Annotated in this window: 13 protein-coding genes, 1 tRNA gene and 2 pseudogenes; 4 read left to right on the top strand and 12 right to left on the bottom strand. The window is 49.4% G+C overall.

Annotated elements, in window-relative coordinates; all coding sequences use genetic code 11:
- Nucleotides 1-92: 92 nt before the first annotated feature.
- The 5 genes and pseudogenes from O3660_RS05125 to O3660_RS05145 form a co-directional block, all read right to left on the bottom strand.
- Entirely contained in the window at nucleotides 93-3,101 is a 3,009-nt protein-coding gene (locus O3660_RS05125; protein WP_371464621.1) for a type I restriction endonuclease subunit R, read from the bottom strand.
- A gap of 102 nt (nucleotides 3,102-3,203) precedes the next feature.
- A pseudogene (locus tag O3660_RS05130) lies at nucleotides 3,204-5,684 on the bottom strand (glycogen/starch/alpha-glucan phosphorylase).
- Between the two features lie 313 nt (nucleotides 5,685-5,997).
- A complete protein-coding gene (gene glgX / locus O3660_RS05135; protein WP_049329218.1) occupies nucleotides 5,998-7,983 on the bottom strand; it encodes a glycogen debranching protein GlgX in 1,986 nt (661 codons plus the stop codon).
- Nucleotides 7,984-8,128: 145 nt separating this feature from the next.
- Nucleotides 8,129-12,415 (bottom strand): annotated as a pseudogene (gene glgB, locus O3660_RS05140) (1,4-alpha-glucan branching protein GlgB).
- A gap of 217 nt (nucleotides 12,416-12,632) precedes the next feature.
- The gene (locus tag O3660_RS05145; RefSeq protein ID WP_049351174.1) at nucleotides 12,633-13,115 is read right to left on the bottom strand and encodes a peptidylprolyl isomerase; all 483 of its coding nucleotides are present in this window, start codon (nucleotides 13,113-13,115) and stop codon (nucleotides 12,633-12,635) included.
- A gap of 507 nt (nucleotides 13,116-13,622) precedes the next feature.
- Here O3660_RS05145 and O3660_RS05150 point away from each other — a divergent pair.
- Both O3660_RS05150 and O3660_RS05155 read left to right on the top strand, forming a co-directional pair.
- Complete coding sequence (locus O3660_RS05150) at nucleotides 13,623-13,889, top strand: hypothetical protein (protein ID WP_049351173.1); 267 nt, start codon at nucleotides 13,623-13,625, stop codon at nucleotides 13,887-13,889.
- Between the two features lie 95 nt (nucleotides 13,890-13,984).
- Nucleotides 13,985-15,358, top strand: a complete 1,374-nt coding sequence (locus O3660_RS05155; protein WP_049351214.1) for an FAD-binding oxidoreductase — start codon at nucleotides 13,985-13,987, stop codon at nucleotides 15,356-15,358.
- A gap of 54 nt (nucleotides 15,359-15,412) precedes the next feature.
- Here the strand turns inward: O3660_RS05155 and O3660_RS05160 are convergent, their stop codons facing one another.
- Both O3660_RS05160 and O3660_RS05165 read right to left on the bottom strand, forming a co-directional pair.
- Nucleotides 15,413-16,243 carry a symmetrical bis(5'-nucleosyl)-tetraphosphatase gene (locus tag O3660_RS05160; RefSeq protein WP_049351172.1) on the bottom strand — a complete coding sequence of 277 codons (831 nt, stop codon included), beginning with the start codon at nucleotides 16,241-16,243 and terminating at the stop codon, nucleotides 15,413-15,415.
- Between the two features lie 70 nt (nucleotides 16,244-16,313).
- Nucleotides 16,314-16,703, bottom strand: a complete 390-nt coding sequence (locus O3660_RS05165; protein WP_371464622.1) for a RidA family protein — start codon at nucleotides 16,701-16,703, stop codon at nucleotides 16,314-16,316.
- A gap of 170 nt (nucleotides 16,704-16,873) precedes the next feature.
- Here O3660_RS05165 and yaaA point away from each other — a divergent pair, with 170 nt between their 5' ends.
- Together yaaA and O3660_RS05175 are read left to right on the top strand one after the other, a co-directional pair.
- On the top strand, nucleotides 16,874-17,653 hold the full coding sequence (gene yaaA, locus O3660_RS05170) for a peroxide stress protein YaaA (RefSeq protein WP_049351213.1): 780 nt from the start codon (nucleotides 16,874-16,876) through the stop codon (nucleotides 17,651-17,653).
- 79 nt (nucleotides 17,654-17,732) lie between these two features.
- A tRNA-Ser gene (locus O3660_RS05175) sits at nucleotides 17,733-17,823 on the top strand.
- Between the two features lie 129 nt (nucleotides 17,824-17,952).
- Here the strand turns inward: O3660_RS05175 and O3660_RS05180 are convergent.
- The 5 genes from O3660_RS05180 to O3660_RS05200 all read right to left on the bottom strand — a co-directional run bounded on the left by O3660_RS05180 (nucleotide 17,953) and on the right by O3660_RS05200 (nucleotide 25,208).
- Nucleotides 17,953-19,557 (bottom strand): ABC transporter ATP-binding protein, encoded by a 1,605-nt coding sequence (locus O3660_RS05180; RefSeq protein ID WP_049351170.1) that lies wholly within the window; start codon nucleotides 19,555-19,557, stop codon nucleotides 17,953-17,955.
- Nucleotides 19,558-19,581: 24 nt separating this feature from the next.
- Nucleotides 19,582-20,490 carry an oligopeptide ABC transporter permease OppC gene (gene oppC, locus O3660_RS05185; protein ID WP_003683112.1) on the bottom strand — a complete coding sequence of 303 codons (909 nt, stop codon included), beginning with the start codon at nucleotides 20,488-20,490 and terminating at the stop codon, nucleotides 19,582-19,584.
- Nucleotides 20,491-20,562: 72 nt separating this feature from the next.
- A complete protein-coding gene (gene oppB / locus O3660_RS05190; RefSeq protein ID WP_036472303.1) occupies nucleotides 20,563-21,483 on the bottom strand; it encodes an oligopeptide ABC transporter permease OppB in 921 nt (306 codons plus the stop codon).
- 233 nt (nucleotides 21,484-21,716) lie between these two features.
- Entirely contained in the window at nucleotides 21,717-23,513 is a 1,797-nt protein-coding gene (locus O3660_RS05195; protein ID WP_049351169.1) for an aminopeptidase P family protein, read from the bottom strand.
- Between the two features lie 75 nt (nucleotides 23,514-23,588).
- Nucleotides 23,589-25,208 carry an ABC transporter substrate-binding protein gene (locus tag O3660_RS05200; protein WP_371464624.1) on the bottom strand — a complete coding sequence of 540 codons (1,620 nt, stop codon included), beginning with the start codon at nucleotides 25,206-25,208 and terminating at the stop codon, nucleotides 23,589-23,591.
- Between the last annotated feature and the right edge of the window lie 152 nt (nucleotides 25,209-25,360).

Below are 25,360 nucleotides of genomic sequence, written 5' to 3' on the forward strand. Positions count from 1 at the left end.
TCTGAAAAACATTCCCAAATCCGACCGCACTTTTATTATCCACTTCGAACGTATGCAATACGCCCGTAAAGGCTACCTGAAAAACCACTTCCTCAAATCCGCCCGCTTTCTTTTAAATATTCTCGCACCAGCAGGCGGTTGATGGCTTGGATGTCTTGGGGTTGAACAGGAAATTGCTGTTCCGTTCTAAAGCGTTTTAATACAATGCCCTGCATTTGTTTTTCAAAGTAATTTTGGTTGTCCAAAATCTGCTCCATATCCAGCACTTTTTGGTCGGCATCGGCTTTGACGCCGTTTAGCGCGTTAAAAACTTTGAGTTTATCGCCATGGAGGACAGAGAAGGTTCTCAGCAGGTGTTTGTGAGTGCGGGCATACTTAGCGTCGCCGCCGTATTTGTGCCGCAAGAGGTCGTTTTGGCGGTTCAGTTCTTTGATTTTGGTATAGACGGTTTCGAGTGTGGCGATGTTTGCCTGCATTTCTTCCTGCCCAACTTCGGCGAGATTCTTTTTCTTAAAGATGCGTTCCAGTTCTTCGCGCAGGCTGATGTATTCGGGGTCTTCTTGGTCGAAGTTGCCCGCCAGCCCTTCGCGCACTTTGCGCATGATGTCTTTCAAATCGTCGGCAAGTTTGAGTTCAGCTTCGCCGATTTTGACGAACTGGAAGTAAACGTCTTCCAGTGCTTCATTGAGCAAATGGGCGGTATTGCCTTGCTGCAACTTTTCGGCGAGGTTTAAGGTATCCAGACGGGCAGCGGTTTCGCGGTACAACAGATTGAGCTTGTCAAAATCCAGATGCGCGAGAAATTCGTGGCTGCCTTGCAGGCGCAGGACGTTGTACAGCTCTTTGGCGGTTTGCAGGGCTTTTTTGAGGGCGAGAAGCTGTTTTTTGTCGTCTATTTGGTTGATTTGACTGCAAAATACTTCGGCGTTTTCAGTGTCGAAGTCAAACAGGGCGTTTTTGATGCCGGTGATTTCCTCTTCGATTTCTTCGACGGTTTTGAATAGCTGGCTGTAACTGCCGATTTCGTCGCCCAATTCGTTAGAAAGTTCGTCCCAATAGGCGCGATTGGTTTTGTCGAATTCGCGCTCGATGTCGGCAAAATCGACAACATAGCCGTAGCGGTAAGATTTGTAGGTACGGTTGACACGGGTCAGGGTTTGCAGAAGATTGTGGGCTTTGATGAGCCTACCCAAATAGAGCTTTTTCAGGTGCGGCGCGTCAAAGCCGGTCAAAAGCATGTTGTACACAAACAAGATGTCGATTTTGCCCGCTTTGAAATCTTTAACCCATTGGTCGCGTTCGTCTTTGGTGCCGACGTCGTGCAATATCAGCGCGGCGGTGAAATTGTGGTCTGAGGCCGTCTGAAAATGCTCAAAAAGCTGGCGTGCCTGTTCTGCGCTGTCACAAACGACCATGGCGCCGAGGCTTTCGTCTTGGTTGGTTTTTCTGAATTTGGCGAAGTCGTCCAAGATGTAGTCAAGCATCGGGCGGACGAAGTGCGGATGGGCGTAGATTTCTTTGCGGTCAAAGCTGCCTTTTTCGACTTCAAGCTGCGCCAATGCAGCCTGCAATTCGGCTTTGTATTGGCTGCTGATGGCTTCGCGAATCAAGCGCAGGGTGTAGCCGTCGGCGATGGAGGCGTTGTAATAGTATTTATGGATGTAATCGCCGAAGAGTTCGCGGGTGTTGACGTTGCCTGCGGTTACGCCGATAAGCGGCGTGCCGGTCAGCCCGATTTTGACGGCGTTTACGTCGGATTGGTTGAGGTTGGCTAAAAATGAGCCTTTGGGGTTGTAGCTGCGGTGTACTTCATCGAGAAAATAAACGCGCTGGATGGCGAGGTCGTAGTCGTTACGGGCGACGACATTGGGGTCGTCTTTGAATTTTTGGATGTTAACAACGGTGATTTCCGCTTTGCCTGCGTGGTTGTGCAGGGTTTGGGCGGATTTGATGTCAGCAGCAAAGGCTTCGCGGCTGTCGATGGTATGGACGATTAAGTCGCGGGCGGTAAATTCGCGCTGCGCCTGTTTCAATAAATCGAGCCTGTCCACGATGAAATAGAATTTCGGCACGATGCCCTGTTTGGCGTAATAGTGGGTCAGATAGCGGGTGTTGTAATAAGCAAGCGCGGTTTTGCCGGAGCCTTGGGTATGCCAAATTACGCCTTTTTTGCCACCATCTGCCAGATGTTTTTCAATGGCAAGGGTGGCAAATAGCTGCGGATAGCGCATGATGTGTTTTTGCAGCGTGCCTTGGTTACTTTTAACGTACGTCAGCCCATGTTGCAGGATAAAGGCGAGGCGCTCGCGGCAAAGCAGCGAAGTCAGGATGCAGTTGGTCGGTGTTTCGGGCGATTTATTGCTAATAAATTCAGGGCTGTGTTTGATAACGGGCAGGTTATTGTCTTGCAGGACTTTGTTTTCGAGGTCGTCTGAAAGCGTGTTCAATAATTCGGCAAGATTTAATTTGTGCTCTTCGCGGAAATAGTTAAACACGGGCTTGCCGTAAGCAGACGAAGCGTAAAACGCGCCTTGCGCCGGCTCGGTCGCGCCGTCGTCGTATTCCATGTTGTTGGAAAAAATCATGAATTGAGTGATATTGATGAAACGGCGGAATTTGGGATTTTTCGCACGTTTGCCCATGCGCTCCCGCTCTTCGCCGATTCCGCCTTTGTTGTTGGGCTTTTTGACTTCGATAAATACCAAAGGCATGCCGTTTACCAGCAGGGTAATGTCGGGGCGGAATTCTTCATCGCCGTTAATGCAGGGCAATTCGGTTACAACGTGGAAACTGTTGTTATTGAAATTTTGAAAGTCGATCAGTTTCTTGCCACCGGATTGATTGGTGAGGCGTTCGTAAAATTTTTGCCCCAAGTCTTCGTTGTCTAACTCAATAGTAATGTCGGTCAGCAAACGGCGTGCATCGTCCGGCGATAAATCGGGATTGATGCGACAGAGGCTTTCTATGAAGATTTCGGGGAAAATATTGGTTGATTTATCCCAATTTGCATTTTTTAGTGAAAGATAATCATAGCCCAAACGCATTAGGTGCAAAATGGCGGGAATCTTGACGCGGGAATTTTCGTTGTGAGTTTGGGACATAAACGTAACCAACCATAAATATAATTATTGAAACAGATTATAACACCTGAAAAAAGCCGATACACCTTCCCAATGTATCGGCTTTCGCTATCTGCTCAACGCTTAATTCCTGCCGGGCAATTCTTTTTCGCTCAATGGTTTGATGTACCAAATATCGCGGCAGTAGTCGACGATGGAGCGGTCGGATGAGAAGAAGCCCATGTTGGCGATGTTGATCAAGGCTGATTTGCGCCATGCGGATACGTTGCGGTAGTGTTCGTCCGCTTTGTATTGCGTGTCGATGTAGCTGCGGAAATCAGCCATCAGTTGATAGAAGTCGCCGTATGGTTGCAACACGTCGTTGTAGCGGTTTGGCTCTTCCGGAGAGAAAGTGCCTTGGCTGATCTGGTTGACGACGCGGCGCAGGTCGCTGTCTCGCTCGATATAGCTCAACGGGTCGTAACCGTTGCGACGGATTTCTTCGACTTGTTCTACGGTGTTACCGAAGATATAGCAGTTGTCCGCACCGACTTTTTCCAAAATTTCGACGTTCGCGCCGTCCAGTGTACCCATACAGATTGCGCCGTTGAGGGCAAATTTCATGTTGCTGGTACCGGATGCTTCCGTACCTGCCAGTGAGATTTGTTCGTGCAAATCGGCGGCAGGAATGATGATTTGGGCGAGGCTGACGCTGTAGTTCGGGATGTAAACGACTTTAATCAGGTCGCGGATTCGGGTGTCGTTGTTGATGACTTTGGCAACGTCGTTGATCAGACGGATGATTTTCTTCGCCATGTAATAGGCGGATGCGGCTTTACCGGCAAAGATGAACACGCGCGGCTGCCAATCAAAATCGGGGTTTTCCAGGATTTTGTTGTAGCGGTCGACGATGTGCATCACGTTCAATGCTTGACGTTTGTACTCGTGGATACGTTTGATTTGGATGTCGAAAAGTGCATCGGTATTAACTTTGATGCCCAGTTCGGTTTCGATGTATTTGGCAAGGCGCTCTTTGGCGGCTTTTTTTACTTCGCCGAATTCTGCCTGTACGGAGGCATCGTCCACTTTGTCGTTTAGCTTGGCCAGGTTGTCCAAATGCAGACGCCAGTCTTCATTACCCAGATGTTTGTCCAAGAATTTGGTCAAGCCCGGGTTGGCAATGTTGATCCAGCGGCGCGGGGTTACGCCATTGGTTACGTTGGTAAAGCGTTCCGGGAATATTTTGGCAAAGTCGGCAAAGATGGATGTGGTCATTAAATCGGAGTGGATTTTTGCCACGCCGTTGACTTTGTGCGAACCGATCACAGCAAGCCATGCCATGCGGACACGGCGGCCGTGGGTTTCATCAATGATGGATACGCGGCGGACAAAGTCGTCGTCGAAGTTGCCAATGGCGCGTAAGGCATTGAGGAAGTAGGCGTTAATTTCAAAGATGATGTCCAAATGGCGCGGCAGCAGACGGCCCATCAGGTCAACCTGCCAAGTTTCCAAGGCCTCGCTCATCAATGTGTGGTTGGTGTAAGAGAAAATCTTACAGCACATATTCCATGCTTCAGTCCATGCGATACCCTCTTCGTCAATCAGGATGCGCATCAATTCTGGAATGGCGAGCACCGGATGAGTGTCGTTCAAGTGGATGGCAACCTCGTCGGCCAAAGTGCGGATACTTGGGAAACGGCATTTATGGCGCGCTACGATGTCTTGTACGGATGCGGAAACCAAGAAGTATTCTTGTTTCAAGCGCAATTCACGGCCAGATTCGGTAGAGTCGTTCGGATACAGGACGCGTGAGATGTTTTCATCGCTGTTTTGCGCACGGACGGCGGAAGCGTAATCGCCTCGGTTGAAGTCGGTAAGGTCAAACAGGTTGCCTGCGTGTGCAGTCCACAAGCGCAATGGATTGGCACATTCGCCGCCATAGCCCGGAATGATTTCATCGTATGCCCAAGCGGAAATTTCTTCGCTCGGCTGCCATTCTTTTTTGTCGCCCAAGTTCAATACTTGACCGCCGAAACGTACGGAATATTGTTTGTTCGGACGGGCAAACTGCCATGCCAAATCTTGGTCGAGCCACAAATCGGGTTTTTCAACTTGTTGGCCATCCACGATTTCTTATTTGAACATACCGTATTGGTAACGGATGCCGTAGCCCATAGCAGGAATGCGCAGGGTTGCCAAAGAGTCGAGGAAGCAGGCGGTCAGACGGCCCAAACCGCCGTTACCCAAACCCGGATCTTCTTCTTGTTCGCAGACATCGGCAAATTCTTTGCCCAGTTGTTTGAAAGCTTCTTCAAATTCGGCGTAAACACCTTCGTTAATCAGCGCGTTGACAAACGAACGGCCGAGTAGGAACTCCATAGACAGGTAATAAACCATGCGTTTGCCGTTGTCGATGTGGGCGCGGCGTGTTTTGAGGAAATCTTCCGCAATCAGGTCACGCGCGGCAAGCATGGCGGCGTTGAGCCATTGATGTGAAGTTGCCTCCTTCGGATCTACGCCCAAGATAAAAATCAGCTTGTAAACGATGGATTTACGGATGGTTTCGGCGTCCGGTTTAGGCATTACGTAATCGTAACCGGAGATAGGGAGTTTTTTCTTAGCCATGGAAGCCTTTCTCTAGCGTGAGGCACTGGACAACGCGCCTGATAGTTTTATTAAAAACAACGAAACTCGGTTTTCAGACGGCCTGACAACGGTAACAGGCCGTCTGAAAGGAATGACGCGTAGGTTTGTTACACAACAAGGAATTATAGCGGAAAGATTTAAAAAAAGGATATTTTTTTCTTTATAAAACATTTAATTAACAATTAAACCATTAATCATCTTATCGGCATTTCCGATTTATACCACGAAGCCAAAAATGAACAAATACCAATAAAATATCAAAGTGTTAATCAAACAATAGTTTAATTCCCATTTAATTTGTTTTATGCAAAATCCAAATCCCCATGTGCTCAACAACACATTTTCCTGTTTCTTCGTAATTTAATTTCTCTGATGGTACGCAAGAAATTTCCCAATTACCTTGAGGCAGATTAAATAACTGACGGCTACGTTTGGCATTTACCAACAGCAGCCACTCGTCATCCAAAACGATCTGAATCGCCTTGCTGCCCCTGTTGTGCCAACAATATTCGGTCATCGGGCTGCTATCAGCATTGAGCCATTGCACACGCTCTTTTTCCCACCAGCAATCATCTGTCAGCAGCTTGATTTGGCTGCGTACGCGTATCAGCTCTTGAGTGTAATCTTGCAACACATGAGACCCATTTTGCCAATCCAACCATGTAATCGGATTATCTTGGCAGTAGCTGTTGTTGTTGCCTTGCTGACTGTTGCCGAACTCATCGCCGGCCAACAGCATGGGCGTACCGTTGAATAAAAATAAAGAGGCAAGCAGCGCTTTGGAAGTGTATTCGCGGTTGAGCAAAACCTCTTCATCATCGGTTTCGCCTTCTACGCCGTGGTTGTAGCTGATGTTTTCATTATGCCCGTCGCGGTTGTTTTCACCGTTGGCTTCGTTGTGTTTTTCGTTGTAGCTGACTAAATCGCGCAGAGTGAAGCCGTCGTGTGCAGTAATGAAGTTGATGCTGGCAGACGGTCGGCGGCCGCTGTGGTTGAAAATATCGGACGACCCGGCCAAGCGTTCGGCAAATGCGCCCAAATTACCGCTTTCCCAAGACCAAAACGCGCGCATATCATCACGGAAACGGCCGTTCCATTCAGTAAAAGGTTGCGGGAAATTGCCCAAGTGATAGCCGCCTTCGCCGATGTCCCATGCTTCAACAATCAGCTTCAAACCGGCCAAAACCGGATCTTGATACAAGACTTGGAAAAAACGGCCATACGATTGGAAATCGGGCTCGCGTCCCAATACGGTTCCCAAGTCAAAACGGAAGCCGTCAACATGAAACTCTTCGGCCCAATAGCGCAGGCTGTCTGCCGCCCAACGGGTAACGTCGCGACGGACAATATTGAGCGTATTGCCGCAACCTGACCAGTTTTCATAGCTGCCGTAAGAGGTGTGCCAATACCATAAGGTGTTGTCGATACCGCGCTGACACAGCATCGGGCCTTTGTCGTCCTGCTCTGCCGTGTGGTTGTACACGACATCCAAAATCACTTCCAAACCTGCCTGATGCAAGGCTTTGACTGCCTGTTTAAACTCCGCCGCCGCACGCTCGGGATTATCGGCATAAGACGGCTCGACGGCACAATGGGAGTAAGTGTTGTAGCCCCAATAATTGCTCAAACCCATCTGCTGAAGATGGTATTCGTCCAGATGATAATGAATCGGCAGCAGCTCGACCGTCGTCACCCCCAATTCTTGCAGATAAGCCAAAAACCGTTTATCACTCAAGGCCTTATAAGTGCCTGCATATTTCAAATCGGGGAACTGCTTGGTAAACCCTTTGACATGGGCTTCATAAATAACGGTTTTGCCCCACGGTATCTCCGGACGGCAATCTTTGGCCCAATTAAATCGGCTGCGTCCGATCACGACGCTTTTCGGTGCAACGGCGGCATTGTCGCGTTCATCTTCCGGCCTGAACCATGCCATTTCTTCGGCGGTACGGTAGCTTGGTTTGCCGTCAATTTTTTTGGAATACGGGTCAATCAGTAATTTGTTGGGATTAAAACATGAGCTGTATTCTGCGTTTTCACGTCCATACACACGAAAACCGTATCGCTGCCCTGCCTTAACGTCCGGCACGAATCCGTAAAATACCGAACCGCGCCGCGAAGGCATCTCCAAACGGGTTTCTTTATCTTTATCAAACAGACACAATTCTACCTTTTCAGCATTGATGGAAAACAAGGTGAAATTCGCGCCCTTGCTTGTCAGGGTCGCGCCCATGGGATAAGGCTTGCCTTCCTCGATATGCCATGATTTGGCAGTCATAGAATGATTCCTTGGTATGTATTTGGTTTCGTGTCCAATATAAGGCCGTCTGAAAATCTTTCAGACGGCCTTGAGTCATATTGATGTCACTATCTTTTAATTTTCAGCTGATTAGGCCGGCATAATGCCCACCCTCAAAGTTGATTTACGCTTCGTCTTTGACTGCCGCCTGATACAGGTAAACGGTTGCCAACGGCAGTACGGTAACAGACAGGGAATTTGGTTTGCCATGCGACCAAACTTCTGCTGTCTCCACCGTTGCGCCGGCAGAAACGCCGCTGCCTTTGTAATGCAGGTCGTCTGAATTGAGGATTTCGCGGTATTCGCCGGCAGAATTCACACCAAAACGGTAGCCTTCACGCACCACAGGCGTGAAGTTGCTGATGACGATAACGCGGTTGCCTTCGCGGTCGCGGCGCTCGAAGACGAATACGGAATTGTCGCCGTCATCGGCAACCAGCCACTCAAAGCCTTCAGGCCATTGGTCTAATTGGTAAAGCGGCGCAGTGTCTTTATAGACATGGTTCAACTCGCGTACGAAGTCTTGCACGCCTTTGTGCCAGCCGCCCTCTTGCTCCAGCAGGAACCAATCCAGTCCTTCGTTGTAGTTCCACTCTCTGCCTTGCGCGAACTCGTTGCCCATAAACAAAAGTTTTTTGCCGGGGAAACCGTACATGAAGCCGTAGTAGGCGCGCAGGTTGGCGAATTGCTGCCAGCAGTCGCTGGGCATCCGTCCGAGCAGCGAGCGTTTGCCGTGTACGACTTCGTCGTGCGAGAGCGGCAGGACGAAGTTTTCACTGTATTGGTACATCATGCCGAAGGTCATTTTGTTGTGATGGTATTTGCGGTTGATGGGGTCTTCCATCATGTAACGCAAAGTATCGTTCATCCAGCCCATATTCCATTTGAAGCTGAAGTTCAAACCTTCTTGGCGGGTTACATTGGCGAACGAAGTAGATTCTTCGGCGATTTCAGTCGCTGCCGGAACTTCCTCTTTCAACATGGTGTTGGTATCACGCAGGAAAGCGATGGCTTCAAGGTTTTCATGGCCGCCGTATTGGTTCGGAATCCACTCGCCGTCTTTGCGCGAATAGTTGCGGTAAATCATCGAAGCCACCGCGTCAACGCGGATACCGTCAAAGCCAAAACGTTCTATCCAATACAGGGCGTTGCCTTGCAGGAAGTTTTTCACTTCGTTTCTGCCGAAGTTGTAAATTAGGGTGTTCCAGTCTTGGTGGTAGCCTTCGCGCGGGTCGGCATGTTCGTAAAGCGCGGTGCCGTCAAACTTGGCCAGACCGTGATCGTCGGTCGGGAAATGGCCGACCACCCAGTCGAGGATAACGCTGATACCCTCGTCGTGCGCGGCTTTAATCAATGCGCGCAATTCTTCCGGCGAACCGAAACGGCTGGTCGGCGCATACAAACCGGTTGCCTGATAGCCCCATGAGCCGTCAAACGGATATTCGGAAACAGGCAGGAATTCGATATGGGTGAAGCCCATGTCTTTGACGTATGCCACCAATTCTTTGGCCAGCTCTTCGTAAGTCAACCAGAAATTATTTTCCGGATTGCGTTTCCAAGAACCCAAATGCACTTCATAAATGCTGATTGGCGCATCAATGGCGTTGGCACGGGCGCGGAAAGCCGGTTCTTCGACTTCGTCAGGCAAACCGCGCACGATAGATGCCGTGGTCGGGCGCAGTTCCGCACCGAAAACATACGGGTCGGCTTTTTCGCACACATCGCCGTTGGCATTGCGGATTTCAAATTTGTAGAGGGCGTTGAGTTTGACTGCCGGAATAAAGATGTCCCAAATGCCGTTGTCGCGGTGGAAACGCATCACATGGCGGCGGCCGTCCCAGTTATTGAATTCGCCGATAACGGAAACGCGTTGCGCATTTGGCGCCCATACGGCAAAGTGTACGCCCTTCACGCCGTCCAACTCGGCAAAATGCGCGCCTAAAGTCTCATAAGGACGCAGGTGCTTGCCTTCGGCCAACAGCCAAGAATCCATCTCTTACAACGCAGAGCTGAAATGATAAGGGTCTTCTTCAATCACAGGCTCGGAGTCTTCGGCATAACGGATACTCAAAGCGTAATCGGGCGCATCATCGGGCAAAACAGCCACAAAGAAACCGCGTTCATCAATTTTTTCAGACGGCATGATGAGTTCGTCGCTGCGGCGGTTCACAATATCCACGCTTACTGCGCCGGGAATCAAAACGCGCACTACTTCATCGCCCTCTGCAAGGCGGTGTCGTCCCAGATAAGCGAACAAGTCGCTGTGGGTGGCAAGAAACAGGCTTTCGACCGTATCGCGCTCGATTTGGTCAAGTTCATGATAAGCCTTGATTTAGCTGTTTGTTTTCATGCGTACCTCGTCAATAATGGCAAGTTGGCCACCCATGAGGCGGTGTTGTAGGAAATCTTCCAAAGAAACCGGCATTTTTTGCGCCCAGTTCGGATAACCGTCCGGCACGCCGGGGACATTCAAATTGTCAATGACGCCCAGCAGGTTTTCCAGTTGTACGGCGTAAAGCTTGCTGCGGCTCAATGCGCCGTATTTGTGCAAAGCCGCCAGCAAAGTTTCATCGGCTTTTGCCGGCATTTGCACGTCTGCACCCAGACAGCCGGTATATTTCAATTTGTCCAGCAAATCGGCTTTATCGTGTTCGCGCTCATCCAAGGCCGTCTGAAAAGCGGCTGCATCAGGCAAAGTACCGAGTTTGAACATCGTATCCAAATCTTTGCCCATCCAATAACCTGCCAGTGGCGCGACATCGTGGGTACTGATGACCGTAATCGCCTGCTCAGGGTATTCTTCAGGCAGTTGGAAACCGTTCCAGCCCTTGCTGAAATACATCACTTTGTAGGAGAACACTTGATAGCGGTTGAGCAGATAACGCGCTTGATCGGGTACCGTACCCAAATCTTCGCCAATGATGACGCAACGGTTTCGCTGGCTTTCCAAAGCCAATATGGCAAAAGTCACTTCGGCGTCGTAATGCACGTATGCACCGAAATCTGCTGTTTTATCGTTTAAAACCCACCACAAACGACACAGCGCCATCACATGGTCAATCCGCAACACGCCATACAGGCGCATGTTTTCGCGCAACAGATGGGCAAACTTTTCATAGCCCGTATGTTTCAACATCGACGGATTAAGCGGCGGCAAATTCCAATTCTGCCCTGTCGGCCCCAAAGGATCGGGCGGAGCACCAACAGATACGTCCATACAATAATCTTGGCGGTTTAACCAAGTATCCGCGCTGCCTCGCGCCACGCCAACCGCCAAATCGCCGTAAATACCGAGTTTGACACCGTATTCGACAGCGGCTTGGTTGACTTCGCGCAACTGCTCCGCACAAAGCCATTGCAGCCACAGATAAAAACGGATTTCCCGCTCATGGCCGCGCGCGAATTTTTCTACTGCTTCGCCATCAGGCTGATGAAATTCAGACGGCCATGACTGCCAACCCACTTGTCCGGGACGGCTGTAATACTGGTCCAAAGCCTCAAACAAACCGAAGCCCTGCAAAGCTTTGCCTTTTCCCGTAACAAATGCTTCAAATGCAGCGCGTTCATTTGCCGCAGCTTCGCAAGTATCTTGTTCAAATGCGTTAAACGCCATATGCAGCGCATCACGCTTGCATGCCCAAACCGCCGTATAAGTCACTGTTTCCGTAACACGCAAAGCGGCGATGCGCTGACGAATTTTCGATTGTGCCAGCCAGTTTTTCAGTTGCTCGTTATAAGTAAACGCACCGACTTTCTCGATATCCAAGTAAATCGGATTAAGCCATTCGGGCGAAGAAGGGCTATACGGGCTGGCAAAGGCAGGCTTGCTGGTAAACAAGGCGTGCAAAGGGTTAATACCGACAAAATCCAGCTTTTTCTCCGCCGCATATTTCATCAGGTTCAGCAAATCGGTAAAGTCGCCTATACCCCAGTTGCGCTCGGAACGCAGGCTGTACAAATGCATGGTCAAACCATTCATCCGACCACCATTGGCAAGCAGTTTGGGCTGGTAAACCGATTCAGGCGCAACAATCAGGCGTACAAGGCAACATTTTCCGCCGGTCTCGGCCGACAAAGTGTAATAACCGCAAGCCAGTTGGGGCAGCTTAATCCAAAGCGTATCGTTGTCGCCCGGATATAAAGTCAAGGTCTGGCACTCATCCGCCTCATCAATCAATACGACCGCTTCCGCACCATAAAATTCAGACGGCATCTGTAAAGATTCTTCGCCGTTTTCATGCGCGACCATCGTATTCAGATAAAGGCCGTCTGAATCCGGTTTGCTTTTGTCCAAAACAGCAACAATCGATTCCAAAACTTCAGGTTTGGTCGCATGATATGTACCGTTGATGTCGTGGTAGCCTAAATCAATACCGGCCGCTACGGCCTGCTGCTCCAATGTCTCACTCATTGCACTCTGCCTGTTTTACCAATATCTGAATCTTAATACAGATCTTGTCGCACCGTTACATGTAATTCATTGTAATCTCTAACAAAATCCATATTTCCCTGTTTGATTTGACCTGCGCCAAAATTTCCTATTTATCTGTCTTGTAAAAACTTAAAGGCCGTCTGGAAAGGAAGGTTTCATTCCTTTTCAGACGGCCTTTATCATGCTTCAAGCCTGATTAGTGGTGGTGATGACCGTGCGGGCCATGTACGTGGCCGTGGGCAATTTCTTCCTCTGTCGCATCGCGTACACCTTCAACAATCGCTTTGAACAATACTTTCATACCGGCCAAAGGATGGTTGCCGTCCACTACGGCTTTACCGTCGGCAACATCGGTTACACGATAAATCAATACATCGCCTGTTTCCGGATCATCGGCTTCAAACATCATGCCGACTTCAACTTCAACAGGAAATACGCTTACATCTTCAATACGTACCAGCTCAGGATCTTGCTCGCCGAAGGCATCATCAGGCGACAAAGCCACTTCAACAGTATCGCCTACATTTTTGCCGTGCAACGCTTCTTCCACCAAAGGGAAAATACCGTCATAACCGCCATGCAGGTAAGCAATCGGCTCTTCGGTTTTGTCCAACAACTGGTTGTTTGCATCGTACATTTCATAATGCAGGGAAACTACGGAATTTTTAACAATAGACATCATGTCGTCCTTAATCAATATTTAAAAGTCAGGTTCAGGCTATTCTATCACAGCTGTAACTAAACAATCGGTTTACCTTAAACAAATACTTTTGGCGAACACAACAAACCCGAAAAAGTCTATATAAAAAACAAAATTGAATGATTCCAATCCATAAAAGTTGCTTTTTCACAACACAAAGTTGCTAAATTACAAAAATTTCCCCAAACGCAAAAACATTCTAAATCCTTAAAACCAACAACAGTTAAAAATAATCAAATTATTGAATATAAACAACTTTTAAAATTTTCATTAATTATGAATATTTTTAGATGATTTTTTACCTGCCTCCCTGATTTACATTATTTTCGCTAATTTTGTATTGATTTTAGTCCGCAAACGGTTAAGCAACGTTGCATTGGCCTACCCCGTGGGGCATAATAACGAAAATTCAGCAATGAATTTCTACTGTACAGGCCGTTTGACGGCTATTTTTAGTTTAAATCGATTTAAAAAAGGTCCTCAAAAATGAAAAAATCTCTGTTCGCTGCTGCTTTGTTGTCTTTAGCTTTGGCCGCTTGTGGCGGTGCTGATAAAGCTGCTGAAACTGCCGCTTCTGCTGCTTCTGAAGCCGCTGCTTCTGCTACTGAAGCTGCTGCATCTGCTACTGAAGCTGCTGCATCTGCTACTGAAGCCGCTGCTTCTGCTGCTACCGAAGCTACTGAAGCCGCTGCTTCTGCTACTGAAGCTGCTGCATCTGCTACTGAAGCCGCTGCTTCTGAAGCTGCTAAATAATATTCTTTTGAATATAAGAAAAGCAGGATACCATTGTGTATCCTGCTTTTTTACATTTCTCACACTCCCCTTCCCGACTTTTCCGCCTGACTGCCATGCACCTTCACGACCGTTTTGCTGAGTTTCTTTCCGCCTCTGAAATCATCGAAGCCACTCCGGCCTTGTTAAACGACCAACGCCGCCGTTTTGTTTCTTCGCCGGATATTGTCTTACAGCCGAACTCCGTCGAGAGCGTGCAGAAAATCATGCGTTTCTGTTTTGAAAACCGCATCCGCGTAACCCCGCAAGGCGGCAATACCGGATTATGCGGCGCAACGGTAACCACCGAAGGCGTACTGCTCAATCTCTCCAAGCTCAACCGCATCCGCGATATCAACCTTGCCGACAACAGCATGACGGTTGAAGCAGGCGTGATTTTGCAGAATGCTCAAAATGTGGCAACCGAAGCGGGACGACTGTTTCCACTCAGCCTTGCCAGCGAAGGCTCTTGCCAAATCGGCGGCAATATCGCCTGTAATGCTGGCGGTTTGAATGTCTTGCGTTATGGCAGCATGCGCGATTTGGTATTGGGTTTGGAAGTCGTTTTACCAAACGGCGAACTGGTTTCCCACCTTCAGCCCCTGCACAAAAACACGACCGGCTACGACTTGCGCCATCTTTTTATCGGCAGCGAAGGAACATTGGGCATCATTACCGCCGCCACACTCAAACTCTTTGCCCAGCCCAAAACCAAAGCGACCGCATGGGTAGGTTTAGACGATATTGAATCCGCCGTCTCTCTTTTAACTGCGGTGCAAGGCCATTTTGCCGAGCGCTTGACCAGCTTCGAGCTGATCAGCCGCTTTGCCCTCGATTTATCTTCGGAATTCAGCCAACTCAAAAAGCCTGCCGATGCGGAATGGCATATTTTGATTGAACTTGCAGATTCCGTTCCCGATGCCGGACTGGATGAAAAGCTTGCCGAATTTCTCTATCAAAACGGATGGGAAAACAGCATCTTGGCGCAATCCGAACAAGAGCGATCCGACTTATGGACCTTGCGTGAAAATATTTCCGCTTCCCAACGCAAACTCGGCACCAGCATCAAACACGATATCGCCGTCCCTATCGCCCAAGTGGCCGCCTTTGTCCGCCAATGCGCCCCTGCCTTAGAAACCCGCTTTCCCGGCATACAGATTGTCTGCTTCGGACATTTAGGCGACGGCAGCCTGCATTACAATACATTCCTGCCCAACGTATTGAGCAACGAAGCCTACCAATACGAGGATGCCGTCAATACCATTGTTTATGAAAACATCCTTGCCTGCCACGGCACGATTGCCGCAGAACACGGCGTAGGCATCATCAAAAAACATTGGCTGCCCCGTGTGCGTACGCAGGCCGAACTCGTTCTGATGCATGCCATCAAAAATCAGCTTGACCCTTATGGCATTATGAATCCGGACAAACTCCTGCCTTCTTTGGATTAACCAATACGAAAAGGCCGTCTGAAACATTTCAGACGGCCTTTTATCTTATCCAAACTATTTCAATGCCGTTTTCCAATCCAATCCGCCCAAGGACGGTACCTGTATCACTTCGTTGGTATCCAAATTGACCGCCGTCAGCTCTCCGCCCCACAACGCGCCGGTATCCAAAGCAATGACCTGATCGGTATTAACGTAGCCCAATGACGACCAATGTCCGAACACGGTAATATAATCCAAATTCTGCCTATCAGGCGCTTTAAACCAAGGGCGCAGGTAAAGCGGCATTTTTTTCAGAGTGGATTTATATTCGTAATCCAATTCGCCTTTGTACGTCAGCGCACGCATACGGGTAAAGACGTTGATAATCATGCGTAGGCGCTCATAGCCTGTCAAATCGCCCGTCCACTCGGTTGGCTTGTTGCCGTACATTTTGCCAAAAAATTTCCTGTATTTTTTACCTTGCAATTCATCCTCAGCCTCACGGGCAAGGCTTTCGGCCTTATCAACAGACCACTGCGGCAAAATACCGGCATGCACCATCACATGCCTGTCGCCGCGCACCAACAGCGGTTGATGACGCAGCCAGTCAAGCATGGCATGACTATCGGGATGGGTCAAAATCGGCTCAACTGTATCACTGCGCTTGAGCGTTCCTTCACCGCAACCGACTGCCAAAAGATGTAAATCATGATTGCCCAAAACCATTTGCACACTGCTGTCATGCTCTTTGGCAAATTTCAGGGTTTCCAAGGACTTCGGGCCGCGATTGACAATATCACCAACCAGCCAAAGGGTGTCCGTACCATGATTAAAGCCGATTTTGGCAAGCAATAAAGTCAGCTCGTCAAAACAGCCTTGAATGTCTCCGATTGCGTAATGTGCCATTATTATTGTTTTCCGTTGTTCTTATTTTCAGACGGCCTCAAGCCCAGCCCAGGCCGTCTGAAAACATCAATTATGCATTTAAAATCAATACTGCTTCTGCTTCAACCTGAACGCCTTTAGGAAGACTAGCCACACCAACCGCCGCACGCGCAGGGAAAGGTTGTTCGATAAATTCAGCCATCACTTCATTGAATACGGCAAAGTTGGCCAAATCAGTCAAATAAGCATTGAGTTTGACGATATCGTTCAAAGAACCGCCTGCCGCTTCTGCTACGGCTTGCAGGTTTTTAAATACTTGCACTGCTTCGGCGCGGAAGTCGCCATCGCCGACCACAGTCATCGTAGCCGGATCCAAAGGAATCTGACCGCTCATATAAACCGTATCGCCTGCGCGGACTGCTTGGCTGTATGCGCCAATCGCGGCAGGGGCTTTGTCGGTATGGATAATGGTTTTAGACATGATATTCTCCTCAAATAGAAATGTCAGAATCAGGTGGAAGCTTCGAATTTTACTTTCAACAGAAATACGTTTCAATAAAAGCATTCAATTAATGCGTTTATTCCATCTTGTTCTTCCCCGATTTTAAACCTACAATCCCACACATTATTCATTTCAAAGCCGAAATTATCATGTTTTTTGTCTTATCCCCAGCCAAAAACCTCAACGAAAAAGACCCCTCCCCCGTCAGCAGCTTTACCCAGCCCGACCTTTTGCCCGAAGCAGAAATCCTGATGCAGGAGTTGCGTCAGCTTGCCCCTCAACAAATCGCCGAGCTGATGCATGTTTCCGACAAAATCGCCCTGCTCAATGCCGAACGCAATGCCGTATGGCACACGCCGTTTACCCCTGAAAACGCCAAACAGGCCGTATTTATGTTCAACGGCGACGTCTATGAAGGCATCGCCGCCGATACGCTCAAACCGGAACAAATCGACTACCTGCAACAACACGTCCGCCTGCTCTCCGGCTTATACGGCGTACTGCGCCCGCTCGACTTGATGCAACCCTACCGCTTGGAAATGGGCACGGCCTTTGCCAACTCGCGCGGCAAAAACCTCTACGAATTTTGGGGCGATAAAATCACCGACCTGCTCAATCAAACGCTGAAGCAGGCCGATAGCGACGTTTTAATCAACCTCGCCTCACAAGAATATTTCAAATCCGTCAACACCAAAAAACTCAACGCACGCCTGATTACGCCGATTTTTAAAGACGAGAAAAACGGCAAATACAAAATCATCAGCTTCTACGCCAAACGTGCGCGCGGTTTGATGGTGCGCTACGCGGCAGAACACGGCATTACCGAGCCTGAAATGCTCAAAAACTTCGACTACGAAGGCTATTCATTCAATGAAGCAGCTTCAAACGAAGCCGAATGGGTATTCATGCGTGAAGAACAATCTAAATAAAAACAGAATCCTAGATATTTTTTCTAAAATACCTCTTGGCAAAGGCCGTAAGTTCCATTAATATTACGGCTTCAAGAATGGAAGCGTGGCAGAGCGGTTTAATGCAACGGTCTTGAAAACCGTCGAGGGTTGATAGCCCTCCGTGAGTTCGAATCTCACCGCTTCCGCCATTCTTGATATTTTTTTATCTAGTGAAAATGAAATGCGAGACTTGATGATTCAAGTCTTTTTTATTTTCAAATCCAAAGAATTCCGTAAAGGCCGTCTGAAAATTTCTTTTCAGACGGCCTTTTCCTTTTCTACAAATCAAATGCGGCGTTAATCAAACGTTTGGTGTAATCGTTTTGCGGATGATGGAAAATCTGATCCGCGCTGCCGTACTCAACCATTTCGCCCTGCTTCATCACAATTACGTTGTCGCTGACGGCGCGCACGACAGACAAATCATGGCTGATGAACATATAAGTCAGGCCGTATTTCTTCTGCAAGTCGCGCAAAAGTTCGACTACTTTGGATTGTACGGAGCGGTCAAGCGCAGAGGTCGGCTCGTCTAAAAGAATGAATTTCGGGCGCAGGATAACGGCGCGTGCAATCGCGATACGCTGACGCTGGCCGCCGGAGAATTCATGCGGATAGCGGTTGAGCGCGTCAAGCGGCAGGGACACTTCCTTCATGACTTCCAAAACGCGCTGGATACGTTCTTTTTTAGTCATTTCAGGATGGTGAACCGTCAAACCTTCGCCAATAATTTCGCCAACGGTCAGGCGCGGTGAAAGCGAACCGAACGGATCTTGGAACACAATTTGCCGTTGCGATTTCAGACGGCGTGCTTCTTCGGCGGTATAGTTTTTCAGGTCTTTGCCTTCAAAGGAGATATGTCCTGTATAAGGCAGCATCTGCATGACGGCTTTGCCCAACGTGGATTTGCCGGAACCGGACTCGCCGACGACGCCCAATGTTTCGCCTTCTTTAATTTTGAGGCTGATGCCTTTGACAGCGTCAAAAGTTTTGAGCGGTTTACCGAAAAAGTTTTGCTTCAATACGAAAGAAACATTGACATTGTCGGCATCGATTAACACACCGGCGTTGTTTTCTTCCGGCTCTTTCATGCCTTTGGGAATGGCATTGATGAGTTCGGCGGTATATTCGTGTTTCGGATGGGCAAATACTTCTTTGATTTTGCCGCGCTCGACAATTTCGCCGTTACGCATGACGCAGACAGTTTTGGAATAGTGTTCCGCCAAACCCAAATCGTGAGTAATGAAGATAATCGCCATGCCCATTTGCTGTTGCAAATCGTGGAGCAAATCGAGAATCTCGGCTTGAATGGTCACATCCAAAGCCGTGGTCGGTTCGTCGGCAATCAGCAGGTCAGGTTCATTGATGAGCGCCATGGCAATCATAATGCGTTGCAGCTGACCGCCGGAAAACTCGTGCGGATATTGTTTCATGCGGCGTTCGGCTTCTTTGATGCCAACCCACTCCAGCAATGCTAATGCTTTTTGTCCTGCTTCTTTTTTGCCGAGCTTTTTATTGTGCACACGCGCCGCTTCAATCAGTTGCGCACCGATACGCATAAACGGATTGAGCGATGTCATCGGCTCTTGGAAAATCACGCTGATGCGGTTGCCGCGCAAATCACGCAGGGTTTTCTCATCGGCATCCAAAATGGAAATACCGTCAAAAGTAATGCGCGAATCTTTGCTGTATCGGGCAAATTTCTCAGGCAGCAGGCGCATGACGGACATAGACGTTACAGACTTGCCCGAACCGGACTCGCCGACCAAAGCCAATGTTTCGCCCTCTGCCACTTTAAAGCTGACATTACGCACGGCGTGCACGTTCTTTTCATGCAATTCAAAATTGATGTCCAGATTTTCTACAACCAGTAACTGTTTTGTCATTTTGATTATCCTTTTGGTTGTGGTTTAGCGGTCTTTCGGGTCAAGCGCATCGCGCAGGCCGTCGCCGATAAAGTTGAAACAGAACAAAGTGGTTACCAAGAAGAAACTCGGCACGAGCAGCTGCCATGGTGCAGCTTCCATAGAAATCGCACCTTCTTGCAACATCGAACCCCAACTGGTCATCGGCTCTTGCACGCCCAAGCCCAAGAAGCTCAAGAAGGATTCAAACATAATCATGCCCGGCACCAGCAAAGAGGCATACACCATCACCACGCCCAAAACATTCGGAATAATGTGGCGCGTCACGATTTTACGTTTTGCCACGCCGCTCACACGCGCCGCTTCGACAAACTCTTTATGCTTCAAGCTCAAAGTTTGACCGCGCACGATACGCGCCACGTCCAGCCAAGACACCAAACCCACGGCGGCAAAAATCAAAAGCAGATTGCGGCCGAAGAACGTGGTCAGCAGAATCACGAAAAACATAAACGGAAACGCGTTCAAAATTTCCAAAAAGCGCATCATCAGCGAATCGAGCTTACCGCCGATAAAGCCGGCAATCGCACCATAAAGCGTACCGATGACAACGGCCACCAATGCGCCGGCCACACCGACCAGCAAGGAAATACGTCCGCCGGTTGCCGCACGAGACAGCAAATCGCGGCCGAGCAAATCCGTACCCAGATAGTGATGGGTAGAAAAGGACGGCGGAATCTGCATATTATCCCAGTCGGTGAAGTCGTAGGTGTAGCGGACAATCCATGGTGCCACAATCACAAAAATACTGATCAACAACAGGATGATAATGCTGTACACCGCCGCTTTGTTCTGTTTAAAACGCCGCCATGCGTCGCTCCACAGGCTTTTGCCGTGTACTTGGGCGTATTCTGCTGCCTCTGCAAGGGCCTGAGTCTGCTTCTTTTTGAATAACATAATATTCTCTCTCGCTTTTTATTCTTTCTTCAGGCCGTCTGAACGTTTCAGACGGCCTTTGCGCAAATGGGATTAATAACGGATTTTCGGGTCAATAATGGCATACAGAATATCGAGGATGGCGTTGAACAAAATGGTCATGATGCCGACCAAAATCGTCAAACCCAAAATCATGCCGTAGTCGCGGTTGAGCGCGCCGTTGACAAACAATTGTCCGACGCCGGGAATACCGAACACGTTTTCAATCACAATGGAGCCGGTGATGATGCCGACGAATGCCGGGCCTAAGAAAGAAACAATCGGCAACATGGCAGGACGCAACGCATGGCGCAGGATGATGCGGCTCATGGGCAGGCCTTTGGCGCGTGCCGTACGGATAAAGGGACTGTTCAATACTTCAATCATCGCGCCGCGCGTAATCCGCGCGATACTGGACACATAACCGATGGACAAAGTAACGACAGGCAGGATCAAGTTCATCAGTGCGCCATCGTTCCAGCCGCCCGCAGGCAGCCATTGCAATCTGACGGCAAACACCAGCACCAATACCGGCGCCATCACAAAACTGGGAACAACAATACCGGTCATCGCACCACTCATCAGCGAATAATCCAGCCAGCTGTTTTGTTTTAAGGCGGCGATGATGCCGATAAACATGCCGAAGATGGCGGCAATTAAAAAGGCGTAGAAGCCAAGTTCTGCCGATACCGGCAGGGATTGGGCAAGCAACTCATTAACGCTGAAATCTTTATATTTGAACGACGGCCCCAAATCACCCTGCGCCAACTGCTTGAGGTAGTGGAAATATTGGAGGTACATCGGATCATTGAGGTGGTATTTGGCTTCGATGTTGGCCATGACCGCAGGCGGCAAATTGCGTTCGCCTGTGAACGGGCTGCCCGGTGCAAGCCGCATCAGGAAAAACGATACGGTAATCAACACCAGCATGGTCGGGATGGAAGCACATATCCGTTTGATGATGAATTTCAACATAATCAGGCTGTCCTGTCTGAACATACCGGACTCGTGAAAACAAAGCTGACCTGAAGCGGAAATCGGATGAATGGCAGCAGGCGTCTGTAACGTCGCCGCGCCGGTTTCTCTCTCTATTCCGACCGGGTTATTGTTTTTATTCGGAGTCGGGTAAGGTTTTTTTAGTTTTTAGATAATTGTTGTTATAAGGCCGTCTGAAACTTTGTATCCGCCGTTTCAGACGGCCTTTCACGTTAACGCGCCAAAGGTTCGGTGCGTTCAATCAGCCATGCTTTGGCCGCGCCTTCTGTCAAAGGCTCGAGACGGCGGCGCACTTCGGCGTGATATTGGTTCAGCCATTCTATTTCGCTGCCGGTCATCAGTTTGGTATCGATCAGACGCGTATCGATTGGGCAGAGGGTAACGGTTTCAAAATACAGGAATTTGCCGAACTCGGTTTCCTCTGGGTTTTCGACCGGACGGTTGATTACCAGGCTTTCGATACGGATGCCCCATTTGCCCGGACGGTAAAGACCCGGCTCGTTGGAAGTCAGCATGCCTGACTTCATCGCGTGATGCGGTTGCGGCACGGCGGCAACGGCAATGCTTTGCGGGCCTTCATGCACATTGAGGAAATAGCCCACGCCATGACCTGTACCGTGACCGTAATCGCATTGCGCCTGCCAGAGCGATTTGCGGCAGATGGCATCAATCATCGGGCCTTTGATGTTTTCAGGGAAAATGGTCTCCGCCAGAGAAATATGCGCCTTCAACACCAAAGTGTAGTCGCGCTTCATGGCCGCACTCGGATTGCCGACAGGCACCACACGCGTGATGTCGGTCGTACCGCCCCAGTATTGACCGCCGGAGTCAATCAGCAGCATACCGTCGCCTTTGATTTTGCTGTTGTTTTCCGGCGTTGCACTGTAATGAGGCAAGGCGGCGTTGGCATTGTAGCCGGCGATGGTGTCGAAACTTGGCGAAATAAAGCCGGGACGTTGGCTGCGGTGTTTGTAGAGCATGCCGTCGATGTCCAGTTCGCTCAATTCGCCGCCGTCTGCCAAGATTTGTTCAAACTCGGCAAAGAAGCCGCACAATGCCGCGCCGTCTTCCGCCATGGTATTGCGGATATGGGCGATATCGGCATCGGATTTGACTGATTTGAAGAATGTGCTTGGGTGGATGGCTTCAATCAAACGGACGTCTTCAGGCAGGCGGCGCAAAGTGCCGATCGCGGTTTTGTTCGGATCAATCAGCAATGCGCCCTTAACGCCTGCCAAATAGTCCGCCGCTTGCGCATAAGGCAATACTTCAAAACCTGCTGCTTTCAAAGCTTCGGCAGATTCGGCTTTCAGACGGCCTGCATCGGTAAACAATACAGCTTTGTCTTGGCTGATAAACAAATGGGACAAGAACACGGGGTTGAACGGCACATCATCGCCGCGCAGATTGGTAATCCAAGCGATGTCGTCCAAAGAAGAAACCAAATGCGCCTCTGCGCCCTGCTCTTTCATGGCCGCACGGATACGGGCCAGTTTTTCGGCCGCCGTTTCGGAAACATAGTCGGGATGGTGAACATAGATTTCCGGAGTCGGCAATGCAGGACGGTCGTCCCACACTTCGCCCAACAAGGTTTCAGGATATTCGAGGCGGATGTTTTTAGCGGCAAGTGCCTGTTTCAAACCGCGCTCGCCACTGAGTGCGAACATATCGGCCGGCGCGCCGACCACTGCGCCCTCGGGCAGATTTTGTGCCAACCATTCGGTATAAGGCGCATCAACGCCCATTTTTTGCAACTCAATGCCGTTCGGCGCAAGCTGTTGGCCGGCCTGTTCCCAATAGCGGCTGTCCGTCCACACGCCTGCTTTATCGGCGGTCACCACCAAAGTACCGGCCGAACCGGTAAAGCCGGAAAAATCGCGGCGTGCCTGCCAATGCTCGGGCAGGTATTCGGAAAGGTGCGGATCGGCGGAAGGAATGACAAACGCGTCCACGCCATGTTTTTTCATGGCTTCGCGTAAAGCGGACAAACGTTGTTGTACAGATTTCATGTGTTATGTCTCCTATTGTTTCAGACGGCCTCTGTCATCAATGCCGTCTGAAAACTTGTGCTGTCTATAATCAATCTATTTTTTCGGTGCGAACGACCAGCTCTTGACCGTGTAGTTCCGCAAAGGGTCTTTGTCGGAATAGCCGATAATATCAGGTTTAACCATACGCACTTCAACCTGATGATACAGCGGAATCAGTGCAGCGTCTTCTTGAAGCTGCTTCTCCGCATCGGCATAGAGCTTGCTGCGTGCTTCCTTGCTGACACCATCTTTCAGCGTATTGTTCATAAATGTGTCAAACGCCGCGCTTTTGTAGCGGAATGCATTATTTGAGTTGTTAGATTTCAAGATATTGAGCATACCTGCTGGATCGTTGAAATCGGAACACCAGCCGCTGAACGAAACCTTGAAATTGCCTTGCGCGCGCGTATCCAAATAAGTTTTCCATTCCTCGTTGGACAAAGTCGGACGGATAAACGGAATGGCGGCTTTCCACACCGACTGCACGGCAGTAATTTGTTTTTTGGACGCTTCGCTGGTGCTGTACAAAATATCGAACTCAAGCGGATGGTCATCGTTGTAGCCTGCTTCGTTCAAGAGTTTACGCGCGGTTTCGATGCGTTTTTCAGGCGTCCACTCTTTCCACTCTGGATAAACAGGAATCACGCCCTGCATTTGCGGCGGCGTCAATTGGAACGCAGGCGTATCGCCGCGGCCGCCCACTTTGACGACAATGTCGCGGCGCGTCAGCATATTGAGCGCCTTGCGGACGCGTGGATCGTTAAACGGCGCCGCTTCGTGGTTCGGCTCCAAATACCAGCTACATAAAGAAGTTGTACGTTTCACTTGTCCCGGAAACTCAATATCCGCCACTTTGACCTGATCGCTGGGAATACCGTAGGTCACATCAATTTCATTGGCGCGATAACGGTTGTACTCACCGCTACCTGATAAGAAAACCGCCTTCGGAATGGCCACTTTGTCTTTATCGTAATAATTGGGATTGCGTTCCATATTGATGTGGCTATTGACTTTCCAATCCGTTAACAGATAGGCACCACTGGAAACATAATGACCGGGCTGCGTCCACTTATTGCCATATTTTTCGACAGTGGCGCGGTGAACCGGAAACGTGAATTGCTGAATCAGCATATCGGGGAAATAAGGCACGGGCGCAATCAGCGTAAATTGCAGGGTCTTCGCGTCCAACGCCTTGACGCCCAATGTCTCAGGCTTGGCTTTGCCGTTTAATATATCTTCCGCATTTTCCACTTGTGCATCGACCAAATAGCTGCCAAAAGGTGCGCCGGTGGCCGGATCGGCAAGACGGCGGAAGCTGTACACGAAATCTTCGGCAGTAATCGGATCGCCATTGCTCCATTTAGCATCACGCAGATGGAAGGTCCAAATACGCTCTCCCTCGCTCTCCCATTTTTCCGCCAAAGCAGGAATGGTTTTGCCTTCGGCATCCGTGCCGACCAAACCATCCATCAACTGACGGATAATCGCACCAGCCGCCATATCGCCGCTCATCTGAGGATCCAGCGTACCCGGCTCGACGCCGTTGCTGACCACCACGCGCTCATAATCGGTACGTTTAAACTCAGGAGCAGGCTTGACATCGCGGCTGCACGCCGACAACGCGAATACGGCAGCCAATGATGCAACCAACAGCGGATAGGTTTTTCCGGCCATATTTCATTCCTTCTTTTGGGTATTCTTCTTTTTCAGACGGCCTAATGATTCAAACTACACTCGACTACATTTATTTAGAATTTTTCCAGTGCAGTTAAATCGTCTATTTCAAGTCATGAAAATAGTGTTTTAAACCACATATTCCATCAGGA

Source organism: Neisseria sp. 27098_8_139 (assembly GCF_041433195.1).
In the GTDB taxonomy this organism is placed as follows: domain Bacteria; phylum Pseudomonadota; class Gammaproteobacteria; order Burkholderiales; family Neisseriaceae; genus Neisseria; species Neisseria subflava.